Origin of the sequence: Roseomonas sp. OT10 (assembly GCF_020991085.1) — a bacterium.
In the GTDB taxonomy this organism is placed as follows: domain Bacteria; phylum Pseudomonadota; class Alphaproteobacteria; order Acetobacterales; family Acetobacteraceae; genus Roseomonas; species Roseomonas cutis.
Window position 1 is genome coordinate 2,331,864 of the sequence record NZ_CP087719.1, and the last position, 20,596, is coordinate 2,352,459.

18 protein-coding genes are annotated in these 20,596 nt (G+C 71.9%); 11 read left to right on the plus strand and 7 right to left on the minus strand.

From position 1 onward, the window contains the following. The first annotated feature begins 14 nt into the window (after window positions 1–14). The 3 genes from LPC08_RS10735 (at window position 15) to LPC08_RS10745 (ending at window position 2,772) form a co-directional block, all read left to right on the plus strand. Window positions 15–1,421, plus strand: a complete 1,407-nt coding sequence (locus LPC08_RS10735) for a S41 family peptidase (RefSeq protein ID WP_230452670.1) — start codon at window positions 15–17, stop codon at window positions 1,419–1,421. 128 nt (window positions 1,422–1,549) lie between these two features. After that, complete coding sequence (gene rpmG / locus LPC08_RS10740) at window positions 1,550–1,717, plus strand: 50S ribosomal protein L33 (RefSeq protein ID WP_230452671.1); 168 nt, start codon at window positions 1,550–1,552, stop codon at window positions 1,715–1,717. A gap of 233 nt (window positions 1,718–1,950) precedes the next feature. After that, window positions 1,951–2,772 carry an IS5 family transposase gene (locus LPC08_RS10745; protein ID WP_230450819.1) on the plus strand — a complete coding sequence of 274 codons (822 nt, stop codon included), beginning with the start codon at window positions 1,951–1,953 and terminating at the stop codon, window positions 2,770–2,772. A gap of 48 nt (window positions 2,773–2,820) precedes the next feature. On the opposite strand, the gene LPC08_RS10750 is transcribed toward LPC08_RS10745, so the two are convergent. The 3 genes from LPC08_RS10750 to LPC08_RS10760 all read right to left on the minus strand — a co-directional run bounded on the left by LPC08_RS10750 (window position 2,821) and on the right by LPC08_RS10760 (window position 5,797). Next, a complete protein-coding gene (locus LPC08_RS10750) occupies window positions 2,821–4,170 on the minus strand; it encodes a PleD family two-component system response regulator (protein WP_230452672.1) in 1,350 nt (449 codons plus the stop codon). 262 nt (window positions 4,171–4,432) lie between these two features. After that, on the minus strand, window positions 4,433–5,092 hold the full coding sequence (locus tag LPC08_RS10755; RefSeq protein ID WP_230452673.1) for a VOC family protein: 660 nt from the start codon (window positions 5,090–5,092) through the stop codon (window positions 4,433–4,435). A gap of 9 nt (window positions 5,093–5,101) precedes the next feature. Then, window positions 5,102–5,797: a glutathione S-transferase N-terminal domain-containing protein gene (locus LPC08_RS10760; protein WP_230452674.1), complete on the minus strand. Its 696-nt coding sequence runs from the start codon at window positions 5,795–5,797 to the stop codon at window positions 5,102–5,104. 173 nt (window positions 5,798–5,970) lie between these two features. Here LPC08_RS10760 and LPC08_RS10765 point away from each other — a divergent pair, with 173 nt between their 5' ends. Beyond that, window positions 5,971–7,209 (plus strand): class I SAM-dependent methyltransferase, encoded by a 1,239-nt coding sequence (locus tag LPC08_RS10765; RefSeq protein WP_230452675.1) that lies wholly within the window; start codon window positions 5,971–5,973, stop codon window positions 7,207–7,209. 3 nt (window positions 7,210–7,212) lie between these two features. On the opposite strand, the gene LPC08_RS10770 is transcribed toward LPC08_RS10765, so the two are convergent. After that, a complete protein-coding gene (locus tag LPC08_RS10770) occupies window positions 7,213–8,397 on the minus strand; it encodes a pyridoxal-phosphate-dependent aminotransferase family protein (RefSeq protein ID WP_230452676.1) in 1,185 nt (394 codons plus the stop codon). A gap of 110 nt (window positions 8,398–8,507) precedes the next feature. On the opposite strand from LPC08_RS10770, the gene LPC08_RS10775 reads away from it, so the two are divergent. From LPC08_RS10775 to LPC08_RS10805, 7 genes are all read left to right on the plus strand, one after another. Then, on the plus strand, window positions 8,508–11,447 hold the full coding sequence (locus tag LPC08_RS10775; RefSeq protein ID WP_230452677.1) for an FAD-binding and (Fe-S)-binding domain-containing protein: 2,940 nt from the start codon (window positions 8,508–8,510) through the stop codon (window positions 11,445–11,447). Further along, window positions 11,444–12,019 carry a DUF924 family protein gene (locus LPC08_RS10780; RefSeq protein WP_230452678.1) on the plus strand — a complete coding sequence of 192 codons (576 nt, stop codon included), beginning with the start codon at window positions 11,444–11,446 and terminating at the stop codon, window positions 12,017–12,019. The genes LPC08_RS10775 and LPC08_RS10780 overlap by 4 nt, the downstream gene beginning before the upstream one ends. A 141-nt stretch (window positions 12,020–12,160) precedes the next feature. Continuing rightward, complete coding sequence (locus tag LPC08_RS10785; RefSeq protein ID WP_230452679.1) at window positions 12,161–13,354, plus strand: OmpA family protein; 1,194 nt, start codon at window positions 12,161–12,163, stop codon at window positions 13,352–13,354. Between the two features lie 214 nt (window positions 13,355–13,568). Beyond that, window positions 13,569–14,297: a lipase family protein gene (locus tag LPC08_RS10790; protein ID WP_230452680.1), complete on the plus strand. Its 729-nt coding sequence runs from the start codon at window positions 13,569–13,571 to the stop codon at window positions 14,295–14,297. Between the two features lie 108 nt (window positions 14,298–14,405). Next, a complete protein-coding gene (locus tag LPC08_RS10795) occupies window positions 14,406–15,149 on the plus strand; it encodes a DUF1194 domain-containing protein (RefSeq protein WP_230452681.1) in 744 nt (247 codons plus the stop codon). Window positions 15,150–15,235: 86 nt separating this feature from the next. Then, complete coding sequence (locus LPC08_RS10800; RefSeq protein WP_230452682.1) at window positions 15,236–15,562, plus strand: DUF3253 domain-containing protein; 327 nt, start codon at window positions 15,236–15,238, stop codon at window positions 15,560–15,562. Window positions 15,563–15,605: 43 nt separating this feature from the next. After that, entirely contained in the window at window positions 15,606–17,345 is a 1,740-nt protein-coding gene (locus LPC08_RS10805; protein ID WP_230452683.1) for an ABC transporter ATP-binding protein/permease, read from the plus strand. Between the two features lie 537 nt (window positions 17,346–17,882). On the opposite strand, the gene bfr is transcribed toward LPC08_RS10805, so the two are convergent. The 3 genes from bfr to recQ all read right to left on the minus strand — a co-directional run bounded on the left by bfr (window position 17,883) and on the right by recQ (window position 20,588). Then, on the minus strand, window positions 17,883–18,380 hold the full coding sequence (bfr, locus tag LPC08_RS10810) for a bacterioferritin (protein WP_230452684.1): 498 nt from the start codon (window positions 18,378–18,380) through the stop codon (window positions 17,883–17,885). Between the two features lie 131 nt (window positions 18,381–18,511). Continuing rightward, window positions 18,512–18,802, minus strand: a complete 291-nt coding sequence (locus LPC08_RS26295; RefSeq protein WP_370643329.1) for a (2Fe-2S)-binding protein — start codon at window positions 18,800–18,802, stop codon at window positions 18,512–18,514. After that, window positions 18,762–20,588, minus strand: coding sequence for a DNA helicase RecQ (recQ, locus tag LPC08_RS10820; protein ID WP_230452686.1), 1,827 nt, complete (start codon window positions 20,586–20,588; stop codon window positions 18,762–18,764). Before recQ ends, LPC08_RS26295 begins: the two co-directional genes overlap by 41 nt. Window positions 20,589–20,596: the final 8 nt, after the last annotated feature.

Below are 20,596 nucleotides of genomic sequence, written 5' to 3' on the forward strand. Positions count from 1 at the left end.
CCTCCGTCGAATCGGTGCTCACCTCCGGCTTCAGGGCCATCCGGGACAGGCACCTCGAAGCCGCTGCGGCGACCGATCTGGCGCTCTGGGCGTTGCGCGGCCTCTCCGCCCTCGACCCGCTGCTGGAGGCGGAGCAGCGCGACGGCGTCCTGCGCCTTGGCCTCTCGGGGCGGGACATCGCCCAGCGCCGGGCCGGCGACCGGCCGGGGGAGGCCGCCGCCGCCCTGGCCTGGCTCTTCGACGCAGCCTGGGACGCCTCGCCCGTGCTCCGCCGCGGCGGGGCCGATCGCATGGTGCAGGCCGCCTACGACGAGATCTTCAACCACCTCGACCCCTACAGCCGCTACGTCCCGGCCGATGAGGCGGAGGCGGCGCGGGAGCGGCGGCTGGGCGTGGCCGGGGCCGGGATCGAGGTGGAGGCCGGGCCGCGCGGCAGCGTGGTCGTGGCCGCGGTCGCCCCGAACAGCCCCGCCGCCCGGGCGGGGGTGCGGGCCGGCGACCGCCTGCTGGCGGCGGATGGGCGCAGCGTCAGCCCCACCCGGCTGGAGCCGCTGCGGGCGCTGCTGGAAGGGGAATCGCCCGGGAACCTGCGCCTGCTGCTGCTGCGCGGGCGGACCCGGGTCTCCGCCGTGCTGCGGCGGGCCGTGGCGATCGCGCCCTCCGTCCAGGCGGAGCGGCGGGGCGACCTGCTGCTGCTGCGCATCGGCAGCTTCACGGCCGGGACCGCCGACCAGCTTGCGGGCCTGCTCCGGCGCAACCTCCAGTCCGGCGCGCGCGGCCGTCCGCCGCAGGGGCTGGTGCTGGACCTGCGCGGCAACCGCGGCGGCCTGTTGCGCGAGGGCGTGGCCGTGGCCGCGACCTTCCTCGACGATGGCCCCGTCGGCCGCACCGAAGGCCGGCACCCCGATGCGCTGCGCCGCTGGGAATCGGCCGGGCCGGACCTGGCGGAGGGCCGGCCGCTGGTGGTGCTGGTGGATGGCCGCACCGCCTCCTCCTCCGAAATCGTCTCCGCCGCCCTGTCGGACCGCCGCCGGGCGGTCGTGGTCGGCAGCACCACCATGGGGAAGGGGCTGATCCAGATCCTGGTGCCCATGCCCAACGGGGCGGAGCTGTCGCTCTCCTGGTCGCGCATCCTGGCGCCCGATGGCTGGCCGTTGCAGGGACTCGGGGTGATCCCGGCCGTCTGCACCAGCCTGAGCGAGGAGGCGACGCGCCGGCAGGTGGCCCGGCTGGAGCAGGGCGAGGCGCCGATGGCCGCGGTGCTGGCGCGCCAGCGGGCGGCACGCGCCCCCGTCCTGGCCAGCGAGGTCGTGGCGCTGCGGGGTGCCTGCCCGCCGGCGGAAGGGCGGGAGGCGGATGGGCAGGTGGCGCAGGCCCTGCTCGCCCGGCCGGAGCTCTACCGGGCGGCGATCGGGCCCTGATGCGGCCCTGGCGCGCGCCTGCGGGGCAGGGCCGCGCGACGGACGCTTGACGCCATCGCCCAGCCGACTAGGTTCCGGCCCCTCACCGGCCCGGGCTCCGCCCAGGGGCCCGCCGCGGAATCATCGACATGGCCAAGTCCAACACCATCCAGATCAAGCTCGTGAGCAGCGCCGAGACCGGCTACTTCTACGTCACGAAGAAGAACACCCGGAACGCCACTGGCAAGCTCGAGATGAAGAAGTACGACCCCGTCGCGCGCAAGCACGTCGTCTTCCGCGAGGCGAAGATCAAGTAAGGGGGCCAGCGGGCCGCTGCGGCGGCCCCTCCCCCTGGACGAGCGATTCCGGACGCAGCATCGCCCCGGCGGCCTCACGGCCCCGGGGCTCTCGTCGTCGGCAGGGGGCGGAGAAGCGGCCGTATCCCTGAGAGCCTGATCCGAAATTAAGTTGAGTGGTATCAGCGGGTTAGCTTGACGCCAGCCCAGGTCATTGATTCAGGGGTTTTTGCGAAAACTTCCGGAGATCAACGATGTGGACCGATACCACTCGGGCGCAGTATGCCCGTGCGGAACTGGCTTTGCCAAGCGATTTGACCGATGCCGAATGGGCACTGCTGGAGCCGTTCTTTCCGCCAGCATCGCATGTGGGCCGCCCGCGCAAGTGGCCACTCAGGCGGATTGTCGAGGCGATCCTGTATCTGCTGCGTGGCGGCCTGCCGTGGCGGATGCTGCCGCCCTGCTTTCCGCCGGTCTCGACGGTGCGGCGCTGGTTCTACCTGTGGCGGGACAATAGGCTGTGGTTGTCATTGAACCATGCTCTGTTGCTGATCGCCCGTGAGGGGACGGGTCGCGAAGCCTCGCCCAGCGCCGGGGTAATCGACAGCCAAAGCGTCAAAACCACGGAAAGCGGCGGACCTCGGGGCTATGATGCGGGCAAGAAGACCAAGGGCCGCAAGCGCCACATCCTGACCGACACCGACGGCAATCTCGTCCATGCGGTAGTCCACACCGCCGACATCCAGGACCGTGACGGTGCGCCGCTGGTGCTGGCCGAGATCATCAAGCGCTTCCCGTGGCTGCGCCATGTCTTCGCCGATGGTGGATATGCTGGCGACAAGCTCAGGGACGCCCTCCGGCGGATCGGCAAATGGACCGTCGAGATCGTCAAACGGTCAGATGCCGCAAGAGGGTTTGTCGTCCTCCCGCGCCGTTGGGTTGTCGAACGCACACTGGCTTGGCTCAATCGGAACCGCCGCCTCGCCAAGGACTTCGAGCAGACCATCGCATCGGCTACCGCATGGCTCTTCATCGCCTCGATCCAGCTCTTCGCACGCCGCATCGCAAGGCCATGAAATCACGCCGGATAATTATGAATCAGACTCTGAGGCTCGCCTGCCGCCTCAGGCGGCCTCCGCCACCTCCAGCCTGTCGCGCCCGCCTGCCTTGGCCCGGTACAGCGCCGCATCGGCGCGGGCGATCAGCTTCTCCAGCTGCGAGCCGGCCGGCGCGGTGGCGCCGCCGATGCTGACGGTCACCGTCAGGGAGCCCTCCGCCGTGCGGATCGGCTCGCGCGACACCGCCTGGCGCAGCCGCTCCGCCACCGCCTGCATGTCGGCCAGGGTGCTTTCCGACATGATCACCAGGAATTCCTCGCCGCCGTAGCGGGCCACCACGTCCACGGCGCGCACGTGCTGCCGCAGCCGCTCCGCGACCTCCTTCAGCACGGCATCGCCGCAGGCATGGCCCAGCGTGTCGTTGACCCGCTTGAAGTGGTCCACGTCGAGAAGCAGCACCGTGGCGCCGCCGGCGCGCAGCAGCCCCTCCAGGTGGCGGGTGGCGTAGCGGCGGTTCCGCAGCCCGGTCAGCCCGTCCGTCACCGCCGCCTCCAGCGAGCGTTGCAGGTCGGCCCGCACGCGCTCCTGGTAGCGCTTGCGGCGGATCTGGTTGCGCGCCCGCGCCCGCAGCTCGTTGGGGTCGACCGGCCGCAGGACGTGATCGTTCGCGCCCAGGTCGAAGCCACGCAGCACCATCCCCTTCTGGTCGGCATCGCCGATCAGCAGCACGGGCAGGTCCCGCGTGGCGGTATGGGCCCGGAGGCGGGAGGCGAGGCGCAGCCCGTCCCCCCCATCCAGCGACAGGCTGAGGAGGGCGAGGTCGAACTCCTCCTCCAGGGCACAACGCCAGGCGGTGGCGGCATCGGCGGCCAGGGAGCTCAGGACGCCATCGCGCGCCAGCACCTCCTGAAGCTCGGCGGCCTCCCGCGGGGTGCCGGTGGCGATCATGGCCCGCGCCCCGGCGACGCTGGCGGGGGGGTCCTCCGGCCGCTCCAGGCCCAGCTCCTCGGCGGTCTCGGACCGGATCCGGAAGGCATCCAGGACCTGCTTGGTCCGCAGCAGCGCGCGCAGGCGGGCAAACAGCGTCGCGTGGTCGACGGGCTTGGAGAGGAAGTCGTCCGCCCCGGCCTCCAGCCCCCGGACGCGCTCGCTCTGGTCGACCAGCGCCGTGATCATCACCACGGGGATGTGGGCGGTGGCATCGCGCGCCTTGAGCAGCCGGCAGACCTCGTAGCCGTCCATGCCGGGCATCATCACGTCCAGAAGGATGACGTCGGGCTTCCAGTCCACCGCCAGGCGCAGCGCCGCCGGGCCGGAATTGGCCAGGGCGACTTCGTAGTACTCCGCGCGCAGGCGCGCCTCGAGCAGCTGAAGGTTGGTGGCGATGTCGTCGACGACGAGGATGCGTGCGCTCAACAGGCCGGTTCCATCGGACGTGCGATCACCTTACCCCCGATCGGCAGGCCGGAGCACCGTCTGAAATGAATGCGGCGGCGTTCCAGAACCGCCCGGGCAGCCCCGATCGCGATGCCGTCACGGCGGCCACAGTCTCGAATCACAGAGCCTGCTCTCCAGGATCGTTTCGGTGCCTAGCACAAGCCTGTCACGTGGCCCAGCGCGCCGAGCAACTTCCTCGCGCCGAAACCACCAGACACTCGCGCGGCGCGTGCCGCCCCCCTCATGGCCGGGAGCCATCGGCGTCCGGGCCACCGGAGGCAAGGACCACCTCCACCCCGTCCGGGCGCCGCAGATGGGCCACAAGCCTCGGCCGGGAGCCGGGCCGCGCCTCCGGGCTCCGGAGCCCCCGGGCGGCGAGCCGCCGGGCCACCCGCTCCGGGACCGGGTGCTCCGCCACGAAGCCGGTCAGGCGCATGCCGGAATCCGGCATCCGCGCCGCCACCGAGACGCCGCCGGGCCACTCGATCAGGCTCGGCACCAGCCCGTCCAGGGAATCGCGGGGCCGGGCGATCTGCCAGGAGAGCGCCCCCCGGCTCATGCGCAGCGGCGGCTCCGAATCCTCGCCCAGCGCCGCGGTCAGCGCGGCGATGTCGTCGCAGCGGGCGACATAGGTCAGCAGGGCGGGGGCCTGGCGCAGCCGGGCGCGCAGGGCGGGGTCGTCCAGGCCGAAGGGCCTCTCCCGGTCGGGGGACGGCTGCGCCGGGTCCGGGGCGATCACCTCCAGGTAGAGCGAGGGCCCCAGCCCCGCCAGGGCGTTGTGCGTGCCCCATCCGGGATGCGCGCCGCCGGCCGCGATGGCGATGCCGAGCGCCTCCCGCGCCCAGGCCGTCCCCTGCTCCAGCGTGTCGCAGCCGATGACGAGGTGGTCGAGTTCCGCCATGTCCCGCCCTCAGCGTGCCGCGAACTGGGTCTTGCCGAACAGCACCTCGCGCTCCGCATCCGTCATGGGCGCGTTCCTCTGGTTCTCGCTCAGCACGGCGACGCCGCGCTGCACCGCCGGCCGCGCCGCGATCGCGTCGTGCCAGCGCCGCACGGAGGGGAACTCCGCCAGGTCGATGCCGCGGCGCTCCGGGTTGCGGATCCACGGGAAGGTGGCGATGTCGGCGATGGAGTAGGCGGCGCCCGCCAGGTACTCCGCTTCCGACAGGCGCTTCTCCAGCACGCGGTGCAGGCGTTTCACCTCGCTGGCGTAGCGCTCGATGGCGTAGGGGATCTTCTCCGGCGCGTAGTTGTTGAAGTGGCCGTACTGGCCGAACATCGGTCCGACGCCGCCCATCTGGAACATCAGCCACTGCAGGCAGGTGTAGCGCTCCGCCGGGTCCGCCGGGATCAGCATCCCCGCCTTCTCCGCCAGGTAGATCAGGATCGCGCCGCTCTCGAACAGCCGCATCTCCTTCCCGCCCGGCCCCTCCGGGTCGACGATCGCGGGAATGCGGTGGTTGGGCGTGATGGCCAGGAAGTCGGGCCGGAACTGCTCCCCCTTGCCGATGTTCACCGGGACGACCCGATAGGGCAGGCCCGTCTCCTCCAGGGCGATGTGGACCTTGTGGCCGTTGGGGGTGGGCCAGCTCCAGGCTTCGATCATGCGCCGCTCCTGCTTGGGGTCTGCCTGCCGAGATGGGAAGCGCGGCGTTGCGGCGGAAGCGTCCCGGCTCCCCTGGGCCGCGTGAAAAACGGCGCCGCGGCGGGGGCCGGGCCGCGCCGATTGCGCCCCCCGCCGGCGGGGATCACCATGGGCCCAGACGGGGAGGCCGGCACATGACCGGATGGGACAGCACCCAGGCCGAGGCATTCCAGGGCCCCGACGGCCTGATCGACGTGCGGCGGCTGATCGCCGGCACCGACGGCGCCACCCATGCGGACCGGGCGGACCGCTACTACCACGCGGTCCGGCTGAGCGACCCGCAGTTCCGCAAGCCCTTCGGCGACCCGGCCATGGCGCGGGACATGCTCCGCAAGCTGACCCTGGCCATGCAGCTGCTCGATGCCCGGCCGGGGCAGCGCGTGCTGGACTATGGCTGCGGCACCGGCTGGCTCTGCCGTGCCCTGGCGCAGCAGGGGCTGGAGGTGGTGGGGGTGGACGTCTCGGCGGCCGCGCTGGAGAAGTCGGCCGCCTATACCAGCCTGCACGCCCCCCACCTCGCCGCCCGGATCCGGCTGGAGCCGATGGACGGCACTGCCCTGCCGCTGGAGGACGCCTCCGTGCAGCGCATCCTCTGCTATGACGTCCTCCACCACCTGCACGACCCCGGCGCGGCGCTGCACGAGATGGCGCGGGTGCTGGCGCCGGGCGGCCGCGCCGCCTTCATCGAGCCGGGGCCGCGCCATTCCCGCGCCGCCACCTCCCAGGCGGAGATGCGCGCCCATGGCGTGATCGAGAACGACGTGGACATCGCCGCGGTCTGGACCATGGCGCAGGCGGCCGGCTTCTCCGGCTGCGAGGTGGCGGTGGTGCCGAACATGCCCGTGCTGCTGCCCGTGGAGGCCTTCTGCGCCGAGGAGACGCGCGCCGCCCGCGGCGCCGCCCCGGAGGCGGCGATGGTGCAGCGGGTCTTCGAACGGCTGGATCCCTGGATCCTCAACATCCGCGCCTTCGTCCTGCACCGCCGCCCGGCCGGGCAGGCGGAGGATGCTCCCCTTCCCGGCGCCGGCGAAGCGCGGCTGACCGGCGCCATCGCCCTGCACGCCAGCGGGCCGGCCTGGCTGCTGCGGGTGACCAACCCGGGACCCTATCGCTGGCCGCCGGCGGGCAGCGGCACGGGCAGCGTGAATCTCGGGCTGATGCGCCGGCTGGCGGACGGGACGCTGGAGCGCGACTTCCGCCGCCTCCGACTCGCCGCGCGCGAGGTGCGGCCGGGCGAGACGGTGGAGCTGCCGCTGGAACTGCCCCGGGCCGACCCCGCGGTGGCGGGCTACATCCTCGACCTGGTGGCCGAGGGGGTCGCCTGGTTCGGGCTGAACATCGAGGTGCCGCGCGAGGCCCTCCCGCGCGGCTGAGCCTCAGCCGTTGCCGGAGAGGTAGTCCATCGCCGCCTGGGCACCTCCCGGGCTGTAGGGGATGCCCGCGACCTTCAGCCCCATCTCCACGCCGGAGAGCGTGCCCATCAGCTGCAGGTCGCCGAGGTCGCCCAGGTGGCCGATGCGGAAGACCCGGTCCTTCAGCCGGCCCAGGCCGTTGCCGAGGGACATGTTGAACCGCTCCAGGATCGCGGCGCGCAGCCCGTCGGCCGAATGCCCCTCCGGCACGCGCACGGCGGTGAGCGCGGAGGAGTATTCCTCCGGCTCGGCGCACTGCACCTCCAGCCCCCAGTGGCGGACGGCGCGGCGGGTGGCCTCGGCATGACGGTCGTGCCGGGCGAGCACCGCGTCCAGCCCCGCCTCCTCGATCATGTCGAGCGCGGCATCGAGACCGTAGAGCAGGTTGGTCGCGGGGGTATAGGGGAAGTAGCCGGTCGGGTTGATCGCCAGCATCGCCTTCCAGTCCCAGAAGGCGCGCGGCAGCTTCGCCGTCTCGGCCGCCTTCAGCGCCTTGGCGCTGATCGCGTTGAAGCTCAGCCCCGGCGGCAGCATCAGCCCCTTCTGCGAGCCGGCCACGGTCACGTCGATGCCCCAGTCATCGTGGCGCAGGTCCACGCTGCCCAGGCCGCTGATGGTGTCGACCAGCAGCAGCGCGGGGTGCCCCGCCTCGTCGATGGCGCGGCGCACGGCGGCGACGCGGCTGGTGGAGCCGGTGCTGGTCTCGTTGTGGACGACGCAGACCGCCTTGATGGCGTGGCCCTGGTCCGCCTGCAGCGCCTCGCCGATCGCGGCGGCATCGGCGCCACGGCGCCAGTCGGTCGGGATCAGCTCGGGCTTCAGGGCCAGGCGGGTCGCCATCTCGTGCCAGAGATGCGCGAACCAGCCCGTCTCGCACATCACGATGCGGTCGCCGGGCGAGAGGGTGTTGACCAGCGCCGCCTCCCAGGCCCCGGTGCCGGAGGCGGGGTAGATCACCACGTCGCCCGTGGTGCGGAAGACCTTCTTCACCTTCCCCAGCAGCGCCTTGCCGAAGACGCCGAATTCCGGTCCGCGATGGTCCATGGTGGGGTTGTCGATGGCCCGCAGCACCCGGTCGGGCACGTTGGTCGGGCCAGGGATCTGCAGGAAATGACGCCCCTGGGTCGGTCGCGTCTCGATATAGGCCATCGGCTTGTTCCCCCGGTTCGGACCCCCTCTTTGCCCCCGCCTCCCGGGTGGCGCAATCTGCACCGCAGCAGCCGCCGGCGCAGACCGGCCCAGGATCCCGGGGAGCCAGCATGAACGCCATCCAGACTGCGCGGACCCTCCCCGGCGACCCGCGCCCCGGGGAGCAGAGGCTGGCCGCGCGGCTGCGGCGGGAGACGGCGGGCGAGGTGCTGTTCCGCCGGGCCGACCGCGGCCGTTACGCCACCGATGCCAGCATCTACCAGGTGGAGCCGATCGGCGTGCTGGTGCCGCGCAGCCTGGCCGATGTGGAGGCGGCGCTGGCCATCTGCCGCGAGGAGGGCGTGCCCGCCCTGCCGCGCGGCGGCGGCACCTCGCAATGCGGGCAGACGGTGAACCGCGCGCTGGTGCTGGACTGCTCGCGCCACCTGCGCAACGTGCTGGACATCGACGCGAAGGCGATGCGCGCGACGGTGCAGCCGGGCCTCGCGCTGGGGGCGCTGAACGACGCGCTGAAGGCGCACAGGCTGTTCTTCCCGGTCGATCCCTCCACCTGGGCGCGCTGCACCATCGGCGGCATGGCGGGGAACAACTCCTGCGGGTCGAAATCCATCCGCTACGGTCTGATGGCGGACAACGTCACCGCCATCGATGCGCTGCTGGCCGACGGCACCGCCTTCCGCTTCGGCGACCTGCCGGACAACCTGGGCGACGACGTGCCGGGCGGCGTGGCCGACCTCGTGCAGCGGCTCCGCGCCCTGGGCGCGCGCGAGGCGGAGGAGATCGCGGCGCGCTTCCCGCGCCAGCTCCGCCGCGTCGGCGGCTACAACATCGATGCGCTGACGCCGGCGGCGCGCGACACGGGGCGCGGCAACCTCGCGCGACTCCTGGTGGGGAGCGAGGGGACGCTGGCCTTCTCCGCCGCGCTGGAATTGAAGCTGTGGCCGGTCAAGCCGCGCAAGGTGCTGGGCATCTGCCAGTTCCCGACCTTCCGCGCCGCCATGGCCGCGTCGAAGCACCTCGTCGCGCTCGACCCGGAGGCGGTGGAGCTGGTGGACCGGACGATGATCGACCTCGGCCGCTCCATCCCGATCTACCGCGCGACGATCGACAAGATGGTGCTGGGCGAGCCGGACAGCCTGCTGATCGTCGAGTTCCACGGCGACGACGACGGCGTGCTGCTGCGCGAGCTGGACCGGCTGGAGGAGGCGATGGGCGACCTCGGCTATCCCGGCGCCGTGGTGCGCGCGACGGACCCAGGGTTCCAGGCGGCCATCGCGGAGGTGCGCGAGGCGGGGCTGAACATCATGATGAGCATGGAGGGCGACGGGAAGCCCGTCTCCTTCATCGAGGACACGGCCGTCGATCTCGACGACCTCGCCGACTACACGGAACGCCTGAACGAGGTGTTCAAGCGCCACGGCACCAAGGGCACCTGGTACGCCCATGCCAGCGTCGGCTGCCTGCATGTCCGCCCCGTGCTGAACATGAAGGAGGGCGAGGACGTCCGCCGGATGCGCGCCATCGCGGAGGAATGCTTCGCCCTGGTGCGCGACTACAAGGGCAGCCATTCCGGCGAGCACGGCGACGGCATCGTACGCTCGGAATTCCACGAGCCGATGTTCGGCGCCCGCATCGTCCGCGCCTTCGAGGCGGTGAAGGACGCCTTCGACCCGAAGGGGCTGCTGAACCCCGGCCGCGTGGTGCGGGCGCCGCGGATGGATGACCGCACGCTGTTCCGCTACCCGCCCGGCTATGCGGCGGATGAGAGCATCCGCCCGGTGCTGGACTGGTCCGACCATCCCGGGCCGCTGGGAGGTTTCCTCGGCGCCGTGGAGATGTGCAACAGCAACGGCACCTGCCGGAAGTTCGACGCGAACGTCATGTGCCCCTCCTTCCGCGTCACCCGCGCGGAGGAGCACCTGACGCGCGGCCGCGCCAACACGCTGCGCCTCGCGCTCACGGGACAGCTCGGCCCCGATGCGCTGGCCTCGGACGAGGTCGCCTCGGCGCTCTCGCTCTGCGTCTCCTGCAAGGGCTGCAAGCGCGAATGCCCGACCGGCGTGGACATGGCCAAGATGAAGATCGAGGTTCTGCACGCGCGCGCGAAGAAGCACGGCGTCGCCGCGAAGGACCGGCTGGTGGCGGAGCTGCCGCGCTGGGCCTCCTTGGCCGCGCGGGTTCCGGGCGCTGTGGCCTGGCGCGATTCCAGCCCGTGGCTGGCGCGCCTGTCCGAACGCTGGCTGGGGCTGGCGGCGACACGCTCCCTGCCCCGCTTCGCGCCCCATCCCTTCCGCGACGCGGAGCTGGACGGCGCGCCCCCCGCCCGGCGCGGCGACGTGCTGCTGCTGGCCGACACCTTCAACCGCTGGATGGAGCCGGAGAACCTACGCGCCGCGGTCCGGGTGCTGCGCGCCGCGGGCTGGCGCGCGGTGGCTCCGAAGGCCCCGGGGCGGCCGCTCTGCTGCGGGCGGACCTACCTCGCCGCCGGTTTGGTGGAGCGGGCGCGCGAGGAGGCGCAGCGGATGCTCGATGCGCTCTCCGCCACCGACGCGCCCGTGCTGGGGCTCGAACCCTCCTGCCTGCTCACGCTGCGCGACGAGTTCCGCTCGATGCTGCCCGGGAGGGCCACCCAGCGCCTGTCGGAGCGCGCCCTGCTGCTGTCGGAGTTCCTGGCGCGCGAGAAGGCGGAGCTTCCCCTGCGCGCCACCGCCCCGGCGGCGCATGTCCATGGCCATTGCCACCAGAAGGCCTTCGGCGCCTTCCCCGATGCGGTGGCGGCGCTGAAGCGCATCCCCGGGCTGGCGGTGACGCCGATCGCCTCCTCCTGCTGCGGCATGGCCGGCGCCTTCGGCTACGACGCGAAGCATCAGGCGGAGAGCCGCGCCATGGGCGAGCTCTCCCTGGCGCCCGCCGTGCGCGCGGCGCCGGCGGAGCACCTGATCGTCGCGGACGGCACCTCCTGCCGCCACCAGATCCACGACCTCACCGGGCGCGAGGCGCTGCATTCCGTGCGCGTGCTCGACCGGGCCCTGGCGGAGCAGACCCCATGAGCACAGCCGACGCCGTCCTCGACTTCTGGTTCCGGGGCGACCGCGAGACCTTCCAGCCCCGCTGGTTCAGGCCGGACCCGTCCTTCGACGCCGAATGCCGCGACAGCTTCGGCGTGGAGGCGGAGGCGGCGCGGCAGGGCCGCCTCGACGGCTGGGCGGAGACACCGCGCGGCGCCCTGGCGCTGGCCCTGCTACTGGACCAGTTCCCGCGCAACCTGCACCGGGGGAAGGCCGGGGCCTTCGCCGCCGACCCGGCTGCCCAGGCGCTGGCGCGGCAGGTCGTGCTGGAGCGGCGGTTCGACCTGGCCCTGACGCCGACCGAGCGGGTCTTCCTCTACCTGCCCTTCGAACACGCGGAGTCCCTTGCGGCCCAGGATGTCTCCGTCGCCCTGTTCGAGGGGTTGCGCGATGCCGCCACGCACGCGGCGCCGGGCGGCAGCATCGCCTATGCCTGGGAGCACCGGGCCGTCCTACGGCGATTCGGACGTTTCCCTGGACGGAACGCAGCCCTGGGACGGGTGAGCACGGCGGCGGAGGAAGCCTATCTCGCCTCGGGGCAGGCCCGCTTCTGACGCGGTAATGTGGCGGTTTTGCAACATGCGCGTCCTGGAAGCCGGACGCCGCGGCGCCTCGCAACCTGGTGAATTCGTCGCGCTTATGACCTGTGCGAGTTGCAGTCCATGCACTCGATGCTTCGAACGAAGGTCTCCTCCATGACGTTCCGCTCCACCCTTCTGGCCGCGACGGTTCTCGTCGCGCCGACCGCTGCGATGGCGCAGAGCAGCTGGCTGCCCACGGCCGCCGCCCAGCCGGTGACCGGCCTCTACATCGGCGCCGGCGCCGGCTGGAACCACCTCAACCAGCGCAGCGCCACGGGCAAGGGCGGCAATGCCGCCTATTTCGACGGCGTGCCCAGCAGCCGCAGCGGCACGATCCAGTTCCAGGAAGGCTTCGGCGGCGTCGTGGCGCTGGGCTGGGGCTTCGGCAACGGCGTGCGCGCCGAGATCGAGGGCAGCTACCGCTACAACAACCTCGAGAACATCGGCGGCTGGGGCCGCAACGCGACGGTGTTCAACCCCGGCGTGACCTCGGCCTTCCGCGCGAACAGCGGCGAGCAGAGCCAGTACGGCGTCATGGCGAACGCCTACTACGACTTCCAGCTGCCGCGCTGGTTCCCGCAGATGCCGGTCCCGGTCGTGCCGTACATCGGCGGCGGCGCGGGCTTCGTCTGGAGCGACCTGGACGCCAAGGGCACGCGCCAGCCGGCCACCGGCAACCGCATCGAGATCGACGACACGCGCGGCCGCTTCGCCTACCAGGGCATCGCCGGCGTGGCCTTCCCGCTCACCTCCGTGCCGGGCCTGTCGCTGACCCTCGAGTACCGTTACATGGGCACGCTGCAGGCGGATTATGACGGCAAGGTCGTGAACCCGACCACCGGCGCCACCGTGTCGCGCGGCAAGTTCGACGTCGACCAGAACCACAACCACTCCGTCATGTTCGGCGTCCGCTACGCGCTGTACACGCCGCGCCCCGTGGCGCCGCCCGTGGCCCCGGCCCCGGCGCCGGCCGAGGCGGCCCGGACCTACCTGGTGTTCTTCGACTGGGATCGCGCCGACCTGACGGACCGCGCCCGGCAGATCATCGCCGAGGCGGCGCAGAACGCCCGCCGGGTGTCCAGCACGCGCATCGAGGTGGCCGGCCACGCCGACCGCTCCGGTTCGCCGCAGTACAACCAGCGCCTGTCGCAGCGTCGCGCCGAGGCGGTGGCGGCCGAGCTGGCCCGCAACGGCATCTCCCGCTCCGAGATGGTCATCCAGGCGTTCGGCGAGAGCCGCCCGCTGGTGCCGACCGCCGACGGCGTGCGCGAGCCGCAGAACCGCCGCGTGGAGATCGTCCTGCGCTGATCGCGAGGACGGGCCGGCCTTCCGGCTGGCCCGTCCGAGCGGCCTGCAGGGCGGCCTTCCCGGGTCGCTTCAGGAACAGGGCCGGTCCGCAAGGACCGGCCCTTTTTCGTCTCCGCCCCTCCCCCCGAATGGGTGGAGATCGGTCATGTCGGTTTCGTTACGGGATACCGCGCCGATGGCGAGCCATCGGCCACCAACCGCTGACGGAGACACCATGCCCGGCCCCCGGATCCTCGAATTCGCCTACCTTGCACAGGCGGCGTACTCCTCACAGGAAACGCGGGCCTGGGGCTGGACCCAGGCCCATTACGGCGAGCTGTCGGGCGGGTTCCAGGGTTCCTACTGGCGCAAGGCCACGGACGGCGCCGGCGCGGACGTCATCTGCGCCTTTGCCGGCACCCAGCCGGAGCTGGGCGACGACGACATCGTCACCGATATCGGCTTCGGCGGCAGCACCATGGCGGCGCTGGGCGCCATCGTGACCACCCTGCCCTTCGCCGGCTCGCGCCGTGCCGGGCTTTCCCTGATGGAACTGGCGCAGCGCGGGACGGAGATGCTGCGCGCCCAGATCGACGGCGCCACCGAACTGGCCCGGCAGGCCGCCTGGGTGGCCCGCCAGGGGCGCGGGCGTTGCTTCGTCACCGGCCACTCGCTGGGCGGCGGGCTGGCACAGCTGATCGGCGCGGCGCTGAACCTGCCGGGCGTCACCTTCAACGCGCCGGCCGTCTCCCAGCTGAGCTACCACCGCACCACCCCGTCGATCCTCAACGTCGTGGTGGAGCGGGACCCGATCAACGACACGGAGAGGCTGGGAAGGCGGATCGGCGCCGAGCTGCGCGTGCGCGGTCCCTTCGGCTGGCCCGAGGCGCACCTGATAGGGAATACCATCAGCACGATCACCAGTGGCGAGAATGCAACCATCGCGGATCGCCGGCCCTTCTGACGGAAGCCTTGCCACAAACGTCTTGTTGCACCGCAGCAAGACGGGCATGCTCCCGGCGTAGGGACGAAATCGCTCAGCACGCCGGCTCCTCGTGGACGGGAGACGCGCATGCGACGACGCCGAATGCTCGAGGGACTGGTGGGGGGCCTGCTCTGTGCCCCCGCCGTCCTTCGCTCCGCACGGGCCGCCGAGCCCGTGGATGTCGAACTGGTCCTGGCGGTGGACGTCAGCCGGTCCGTCGACCATGACGAGCAGGAGATGCAGATGCGCGGCTACGCGGCCGCCTTCCGCGATCCGAAGCTGATCGAAGGCATCTCTCGCGGCGCTATCGGCGCCATCGCCTGCACGCTGTTCACCTGGTCGGACTGGAACATCCAGGAGGACCTGGTGCCCTGGATGCAGATCTCCGACACCGTCAGCGCGGAACGGTTCGCCCGGGCGCTGGATTCCGCCCCCCGGCGGAACTACCTCTACACCTCGATCTCCGGCGCGATGGACTATGCGAGCCGGCTCTATGGCCAGGGCTTCGAGGGGACCCGCAAGGTCCTCGACATCTCCGGCGACGGGGTGAACAACAGCGGCCGCCCCGTCTCCATCGCGCGCCAGGAGGCGCTGGCGCAGGACATCATCATCAACGGCCTCGCCGTGCTGGATCGCACCCCGCCGCCCACCAGCCTCGCCCTGTCGCAGCCGCCGCTGGACGACTACTACCGGGACGAGGTGATCGGCGGCCCCGGCTCCTTCCTCATGGTCGCGGAGGGCTTCGAGGCCTTCGAGCACGCGGTCCGCCGCAAGATCATCCGCGAGGTGGCGGGCCTCGGGGGCCCGGGCGTGGAGCGCGCCACGGCGTGAGCGGCCTCGGCCCGGAGACGGGCCGTGACGCAGAATTACTCTTCCACCCCGTGCCGCGGCGACCCGATCCGCTCTAGCACTGCGGCATGACGACCTCTCCGAACCCGCCGGCCGGCGGCGCACGGCAGGCGGCCCCGCCGCGCGAGCGGATCGCCGCCACCATCCTGGACCTTGCCACGGCGCGAGGTTCGTCGAAGGGCATCTGCCCCAGCGAGGTGGCCCGCGCCCTGGCCGGCCCGGACGAGCCGCCGGATGCCTGGCGCCGGCTGATGGGGCCGGTCCGGGCCGAGGCGGTGGCCCTCGCCCGGGCGGGGCGCCTCCAGATCCTGCGCAAGGGCAAGCCGGCCGGGCTGGAGGAGCTGCGCGGGGTCATCCGGCTGCGCATCCCCCCCGACGAGCCCGGGGCGCGCTGATCCCGTCCCCTTCCCTCCCCTCTTCCAAGACGGAGCCTGCGGCATGCGCGGCACGATCGGCGTCCTGCGGGATGCCTGGTCCCTCACCCGGCCCTTCTGGACCGGCGACGAACGCTGGCGGGCGCGCGGCCTGCTGGCCGTGGTGGTCCTGCTCAACCTCGCCCTGGTGGCGATGAACGTGATCCTGACCTTCTGGCAGCGCGCCTTCTACAACGCCCTCCAGGAGAAGGACTGGGACGCCTTCCTCGGCCTGCTCTTCCTCGGCCGGCCGGATGCGGAGGACGGGTTCTTCGGCTACCTGCCCGGCTTCTGCGTGGTGGCCGCGCTGTTCATCCTGGTCGCGGTCTACCAGCTCTACCTCCGCCAGCTCCTCATCATCCGCTGGCGCCGCTGGATGACCGCGGACCTCGTCGGCCGCTGGCTGCACGACCGCGCCTACTACCGCATCGCCCTGGCCGATCCGGGCACGGACAACCCGGACCAGCGCATCGCCGAGGACGTGCGCGGCTTCGTCGAGCAGAACCTCTCCCTCGGCCTGGGCCTGCTCTCCTCCATCGTCACGCTGCTCTCCTTCATCGTCGTGCTGTGGAGCCTGTCGGACGCGGTGAACGTGCTGAACCTGCCCATCCCCGGCTATCTGGTCTGGGTGGCGCTGCTCTACTCGGTGCTGGGAACCTGGATCACGCATCTGATCGGCCGGCGCCTGGTGGGGCTGAACTTCGAGCGGCAGCGGGTGGAGGCGGATTTCCGCTTCTCCCTGGTCCGCGTCCGCGAGAACACCGAGGGCATCGCCCTGCATCGCGGCGAGGCGATGGAGGAGCGCAACCTGGCCGGCCGCTTCGCCGCGGTGATCGGCAACTGGCGGCAGCTGATGACGGTGACCAAGCAGCTCACCTTCTTCACCGCCGGATTCGCCCAGGTGGCGGTGGTCTTCCCCTTCGTGGTGGCCGCGCCCGCCTTCTTCGCCGGGCGCATCCCGCTGGGCGCGCTGATCCAGACCTCCACCGCCTTCGGCCAGGTGCAGGGCTCCTTCTCCTGGTTCATCGACAGCTACACACTGCTGACCGAATGGCGCGCGACGGTGGCGCGCCTCGCCGGCTTCCGCGACGCCGTCGCGCGGGCCGAGGCGGCCAAGGCGGACGGGCCACGCATCTGCCCGGCGGAGGGCCCGGAGCTGACGGCGACAGGGCTGGACCTCGACCTGCCGGACGGGCGGCGGCTGATGCAGGACGCGGCGCTGTCGGTGCGGCCGGGCGAGGCGGTGCTGGTCACCGGCCCCTCGGGCTCCGGCAAGTCCACGCTGTTCCGCGCGCTCGCGGGCATCTGGCCCTTCGGCCGCGGCGCGGTGGACATCCCGGCGCGCGGACGCGTCCTGTTCCTGCCGCAGCGGCCCTACATCCCCCTGGGCACTCTGCGCACCGCGGTCTGCTATCCCGACAGCCCGGAGGCCCATTCCGACGCCGAGGTGCGGGAGGCGCTGGAGGCGGCGGGGCTTGGCGCGCTGGTGCCGCGGCTGGACGAGGCGGATGCCTGGGAGCGCCGGCTCTCCGGCGGCGAGCAGCAGCGCCTGGCCCTGGCCCGGGCCCTGCTGTTCCGGCCGGACTGGCTATTCCTGGACGAGGCGACGGCCAGCCTGGACCCGGAATCGGAGGAGCGGCTCTACCGCCTGCTGCGGGAACGGCTGCCGGACACGGCCCTGGTCTCCATCGCCCACCGGCCGGCCGTGGCGCAGTTCCACGACCGAAGCCTGCGCTTGCGGGACCGGCACCTCGTCCCGGGCTGATCCCTGGGAGCCGGTGCGGGATCGTGCGGATGTCAGGATGACCTGACCCATCGCGCTATGATGTTCCAACGGCGGCACCGGGAGGGGACGCCGTCCCCTCCCAGACCCTCCCCTGCCGGGGCCACAAGCGGGCCCCGGTCCCCGCTGGGAGGTCTGGTGCTTCATGGCTGCCGTCAGCCTGCGGGCTGAACCCTGACGGAGCGCGGACAGGCGGGACTCCGAAAAAGCTTCAGAGGGCGTCAGCGAGGGCTGAGGCCATCCCCGCCGAGGAGCCAAGCTCCTCGGCGCTGTGACCCCGTCGCAGGCTGTCCCGCGGCAGCACTGATCGGGTCCAGGGCCCGCAGGGTCCTGGCGGAGTGGGGGTACGGGGGCGAGGCAGAGCCTTGCCCCCGGGCCACGGGTACACGCCACCATGGCCTCCGTCCTTCACGCCGCGGGCGTCAGCCGGTCACTTGCAGACAAGCGTGGATGCTTGCCTCGCGCCTTGATGGCTGTTCTGATTTCGAGACGGAAGTAGTCCGGTGGCTGCCCCGGCGGTCAGTCCTCGCTCTGGTTCTGGTCCGGAGCCGCGTCGCTGTTGAGCAGCGTGTAGCGCTCCTCGCCGATCTTCTCGATCAGCGTGAACTGGGCGTGCAGGAAGTCCGAATGGTGCTCCTCATCGGCCAGGATCTTCACCAGCAGGTCGCGGGAGATGTAGTCGCGCACGGCCTCGCAATGGGCGATGCCCTCGCGCAGGTCGTTGATCGCCTTGGTCTCCAGCCTCTCGTCGCACTCCAGGATCTCCTTCACGGTCTGGCCGATCAGGACCTGGTTCAGGCGCTGGACGTTGGGCAGGCCGTCGAGGAACAGGATGCGGTGGATGAGGTCATCCGCGTGCCGCATCTCCTCGATGGATTCCTTGTACTCGTGCCTGCCGAGCTTGGTGACGCCCCAGTGGTTCAGCATCCGGGCGTGCAGGAAATACTGGTTGATCGCCGTCAGCTCGTTGGTGAGCTGGGTGTTGAGGTGTTCGATGACCTTCGCGTCGCCGGGCATGGGTTCGCTCTCCTTTGCTGGTCGCAAAGAAGGGACAAACGCGGCATCGGTCAAGTGATTGATTCTACTCGATTTTGATAGTGAGAGACAGTCTCAGTGAAGACGGTATCCCGATACCGGAGCGATCCGGCTCAGGCGGCCTTGGGCTGCGGCGCCTGCGAGCCGGCCGTGCGGAGATGGGACAGGATCATGCGCACACAGGTCCCGCACTGCGCCTTGCAGCCGCAACGCGAATAGACCTCGCAGGGACGTTCGGCACCGGAAGCGACCGCGTCGCGGACATGACGATCTGTTAGCCCGTTGCAGAGACAGACATACATGCCGGAGACGACCCGCGCTGTGGCAGATGCGTCTCTATCGCAACTGGATACCCTTTGCAAGTCACTCGCAATCGCTGAGGACCTGGAGCACGTCCTCGCCATAGCGGGACAGCTTGCTCGCCCCTACCCCCGGCACCTCGCCCAACTCGTCCAGGTCGGTGGGGCGCATGGCGGCGATCTCCGTCAGCGTCCGGTCGCTGAAGATCATGTAGGCCGGCAGGGACTGGCGCTGCGCCTCCTCCCGCCGCCAGGCCCGCAGCGCCTCGAAGACGGGATCACCGGAGGCGGCGGGCGCCGTCCCGCGCCGCGCCGTTCCGCGGCCGGCGGCGGCGCGCGGCGCCGCCACTTCCTCGCGCAGCATCACCTTCTCCTCGCCGCGCAGGATGGGGCGGGCGGATTCGGTCGGGCGGTACTCCCCGTGGTTCTCCACCGCCACGTCCAGCGCGCCGCGCGCCACGAGCTGCCGGGCGATGCCGCGCCAGCCATGGGCGGAGACGTCGCGCCCCACGCCGAAGGTCGGCAGCCGGTCATGCCCGAACTGGAGCACCTTCTCCGTCTTCTCGCCGCGCAGCACGTCCACCAGGTGGCCCAGCCCGAAGCGGCTGCCGGTGCGCACCACGGCGGAGAGCAGCTTCTGCGCGGCGATGGTGCCGTCCTTCAGCGCGGGCGGGCGCAGGCAGTTGTCGCAATTGCCGCAATCGGCCGGCAGGTCCTCGCCGAAGCAGCGCAGCAGGATGCGGCGGCGACAGGTGACCGCCTCGGCGATCGCGACCATGCGGTTGATCCGCTCCCGCTCGATGCGCTTCTGCTCCTCCGAGGCGGGGCTCTCCTCCAGCCGGTGCCGCGCCCAGACGATGTCCTCGGCGCCGTGCAGGAGCAGGGCGCGGGCCGGCAGCCCGTCGCGCCCGGCGCGGCCGATCTCCTGGTACCAGCTCTCCGGCGAGCCAGGCAGGTTGGCATGCGCCACCCAGCGCACGTCCGGCCGGTCGATCCCCATGCCGAAGGCGATGGTGGCCGCCATCACCACCGCCTCGCCCCCGGCGAAGCGCCGGTGCGCGGCCCGCTTCTCCGACGCCTCCATGCCCGCGTGGAAGGCCAGCGCGTCGAATCCCTCGTCGCGCAGCCAGCCGGCGGTCTGCTCGGCGCCCTTGCGGGTGGCGCAGTAGACGATGCCCGCGCCGCGCCCGTCGGAGGCGGCGCGGGCGAAGGCCGTGATCTGCCGCCGGGCACCGTCGCGCGGCGCCGCCTCGATGCGGATGTTCGGGCGGTCGAAGCCGCCGCGGAAGACGGGTGCCTCGGTGAGGCCCAGCCGCTCGCGGATGTCCTCCACCGTGCGCGGATCGGCGGTCGCCGTCAGCGCCACGCGCGGCACGTCGGGGAAGAGGCGCTGGAGCACGTCCAGCTCGCGGTACTCGGGCCGGAAGTGGTGGCCCCAGTTGCTGACGCAATGCGCCTCGTCGATCGCGAAGAGCGCCAGCTCCGTGCGGGAGAGCCGCTCCAGCGTGCCCTCCAGCACCAGCCGCTCCGGCGAGACGTAGAGCAGCTTCACCGCCCCGCGCCCGAGGTCGCGCAGCACCGTGGCGCGGGCCACCTCGTCCAGCTCGGAATGCAGCGCGGCGGCCGCCACCCCCTGCTGCCGCAGGGCGGAGACCTGGTCCTCCATCAGCGCGATCAGCGGCGAGGCGACCACGCCGAGGCCGGGCCGGCACAGCGCCGGCACCTGGTAGCACAGGCTCTTGCCGCCGCCCGTGGGCATCAGCACGAGGCCGGAGCCGCCCGCCACGACATGGCGGACGATCTCCTCCTGTCGCCCCCGGAAGCCCGGGTGGCCGAAGACCTCGTGCAGGACCCGGACGGGGTCCGCGCTACCTTCCAGTGTCAGCGCCATCCGTGGGC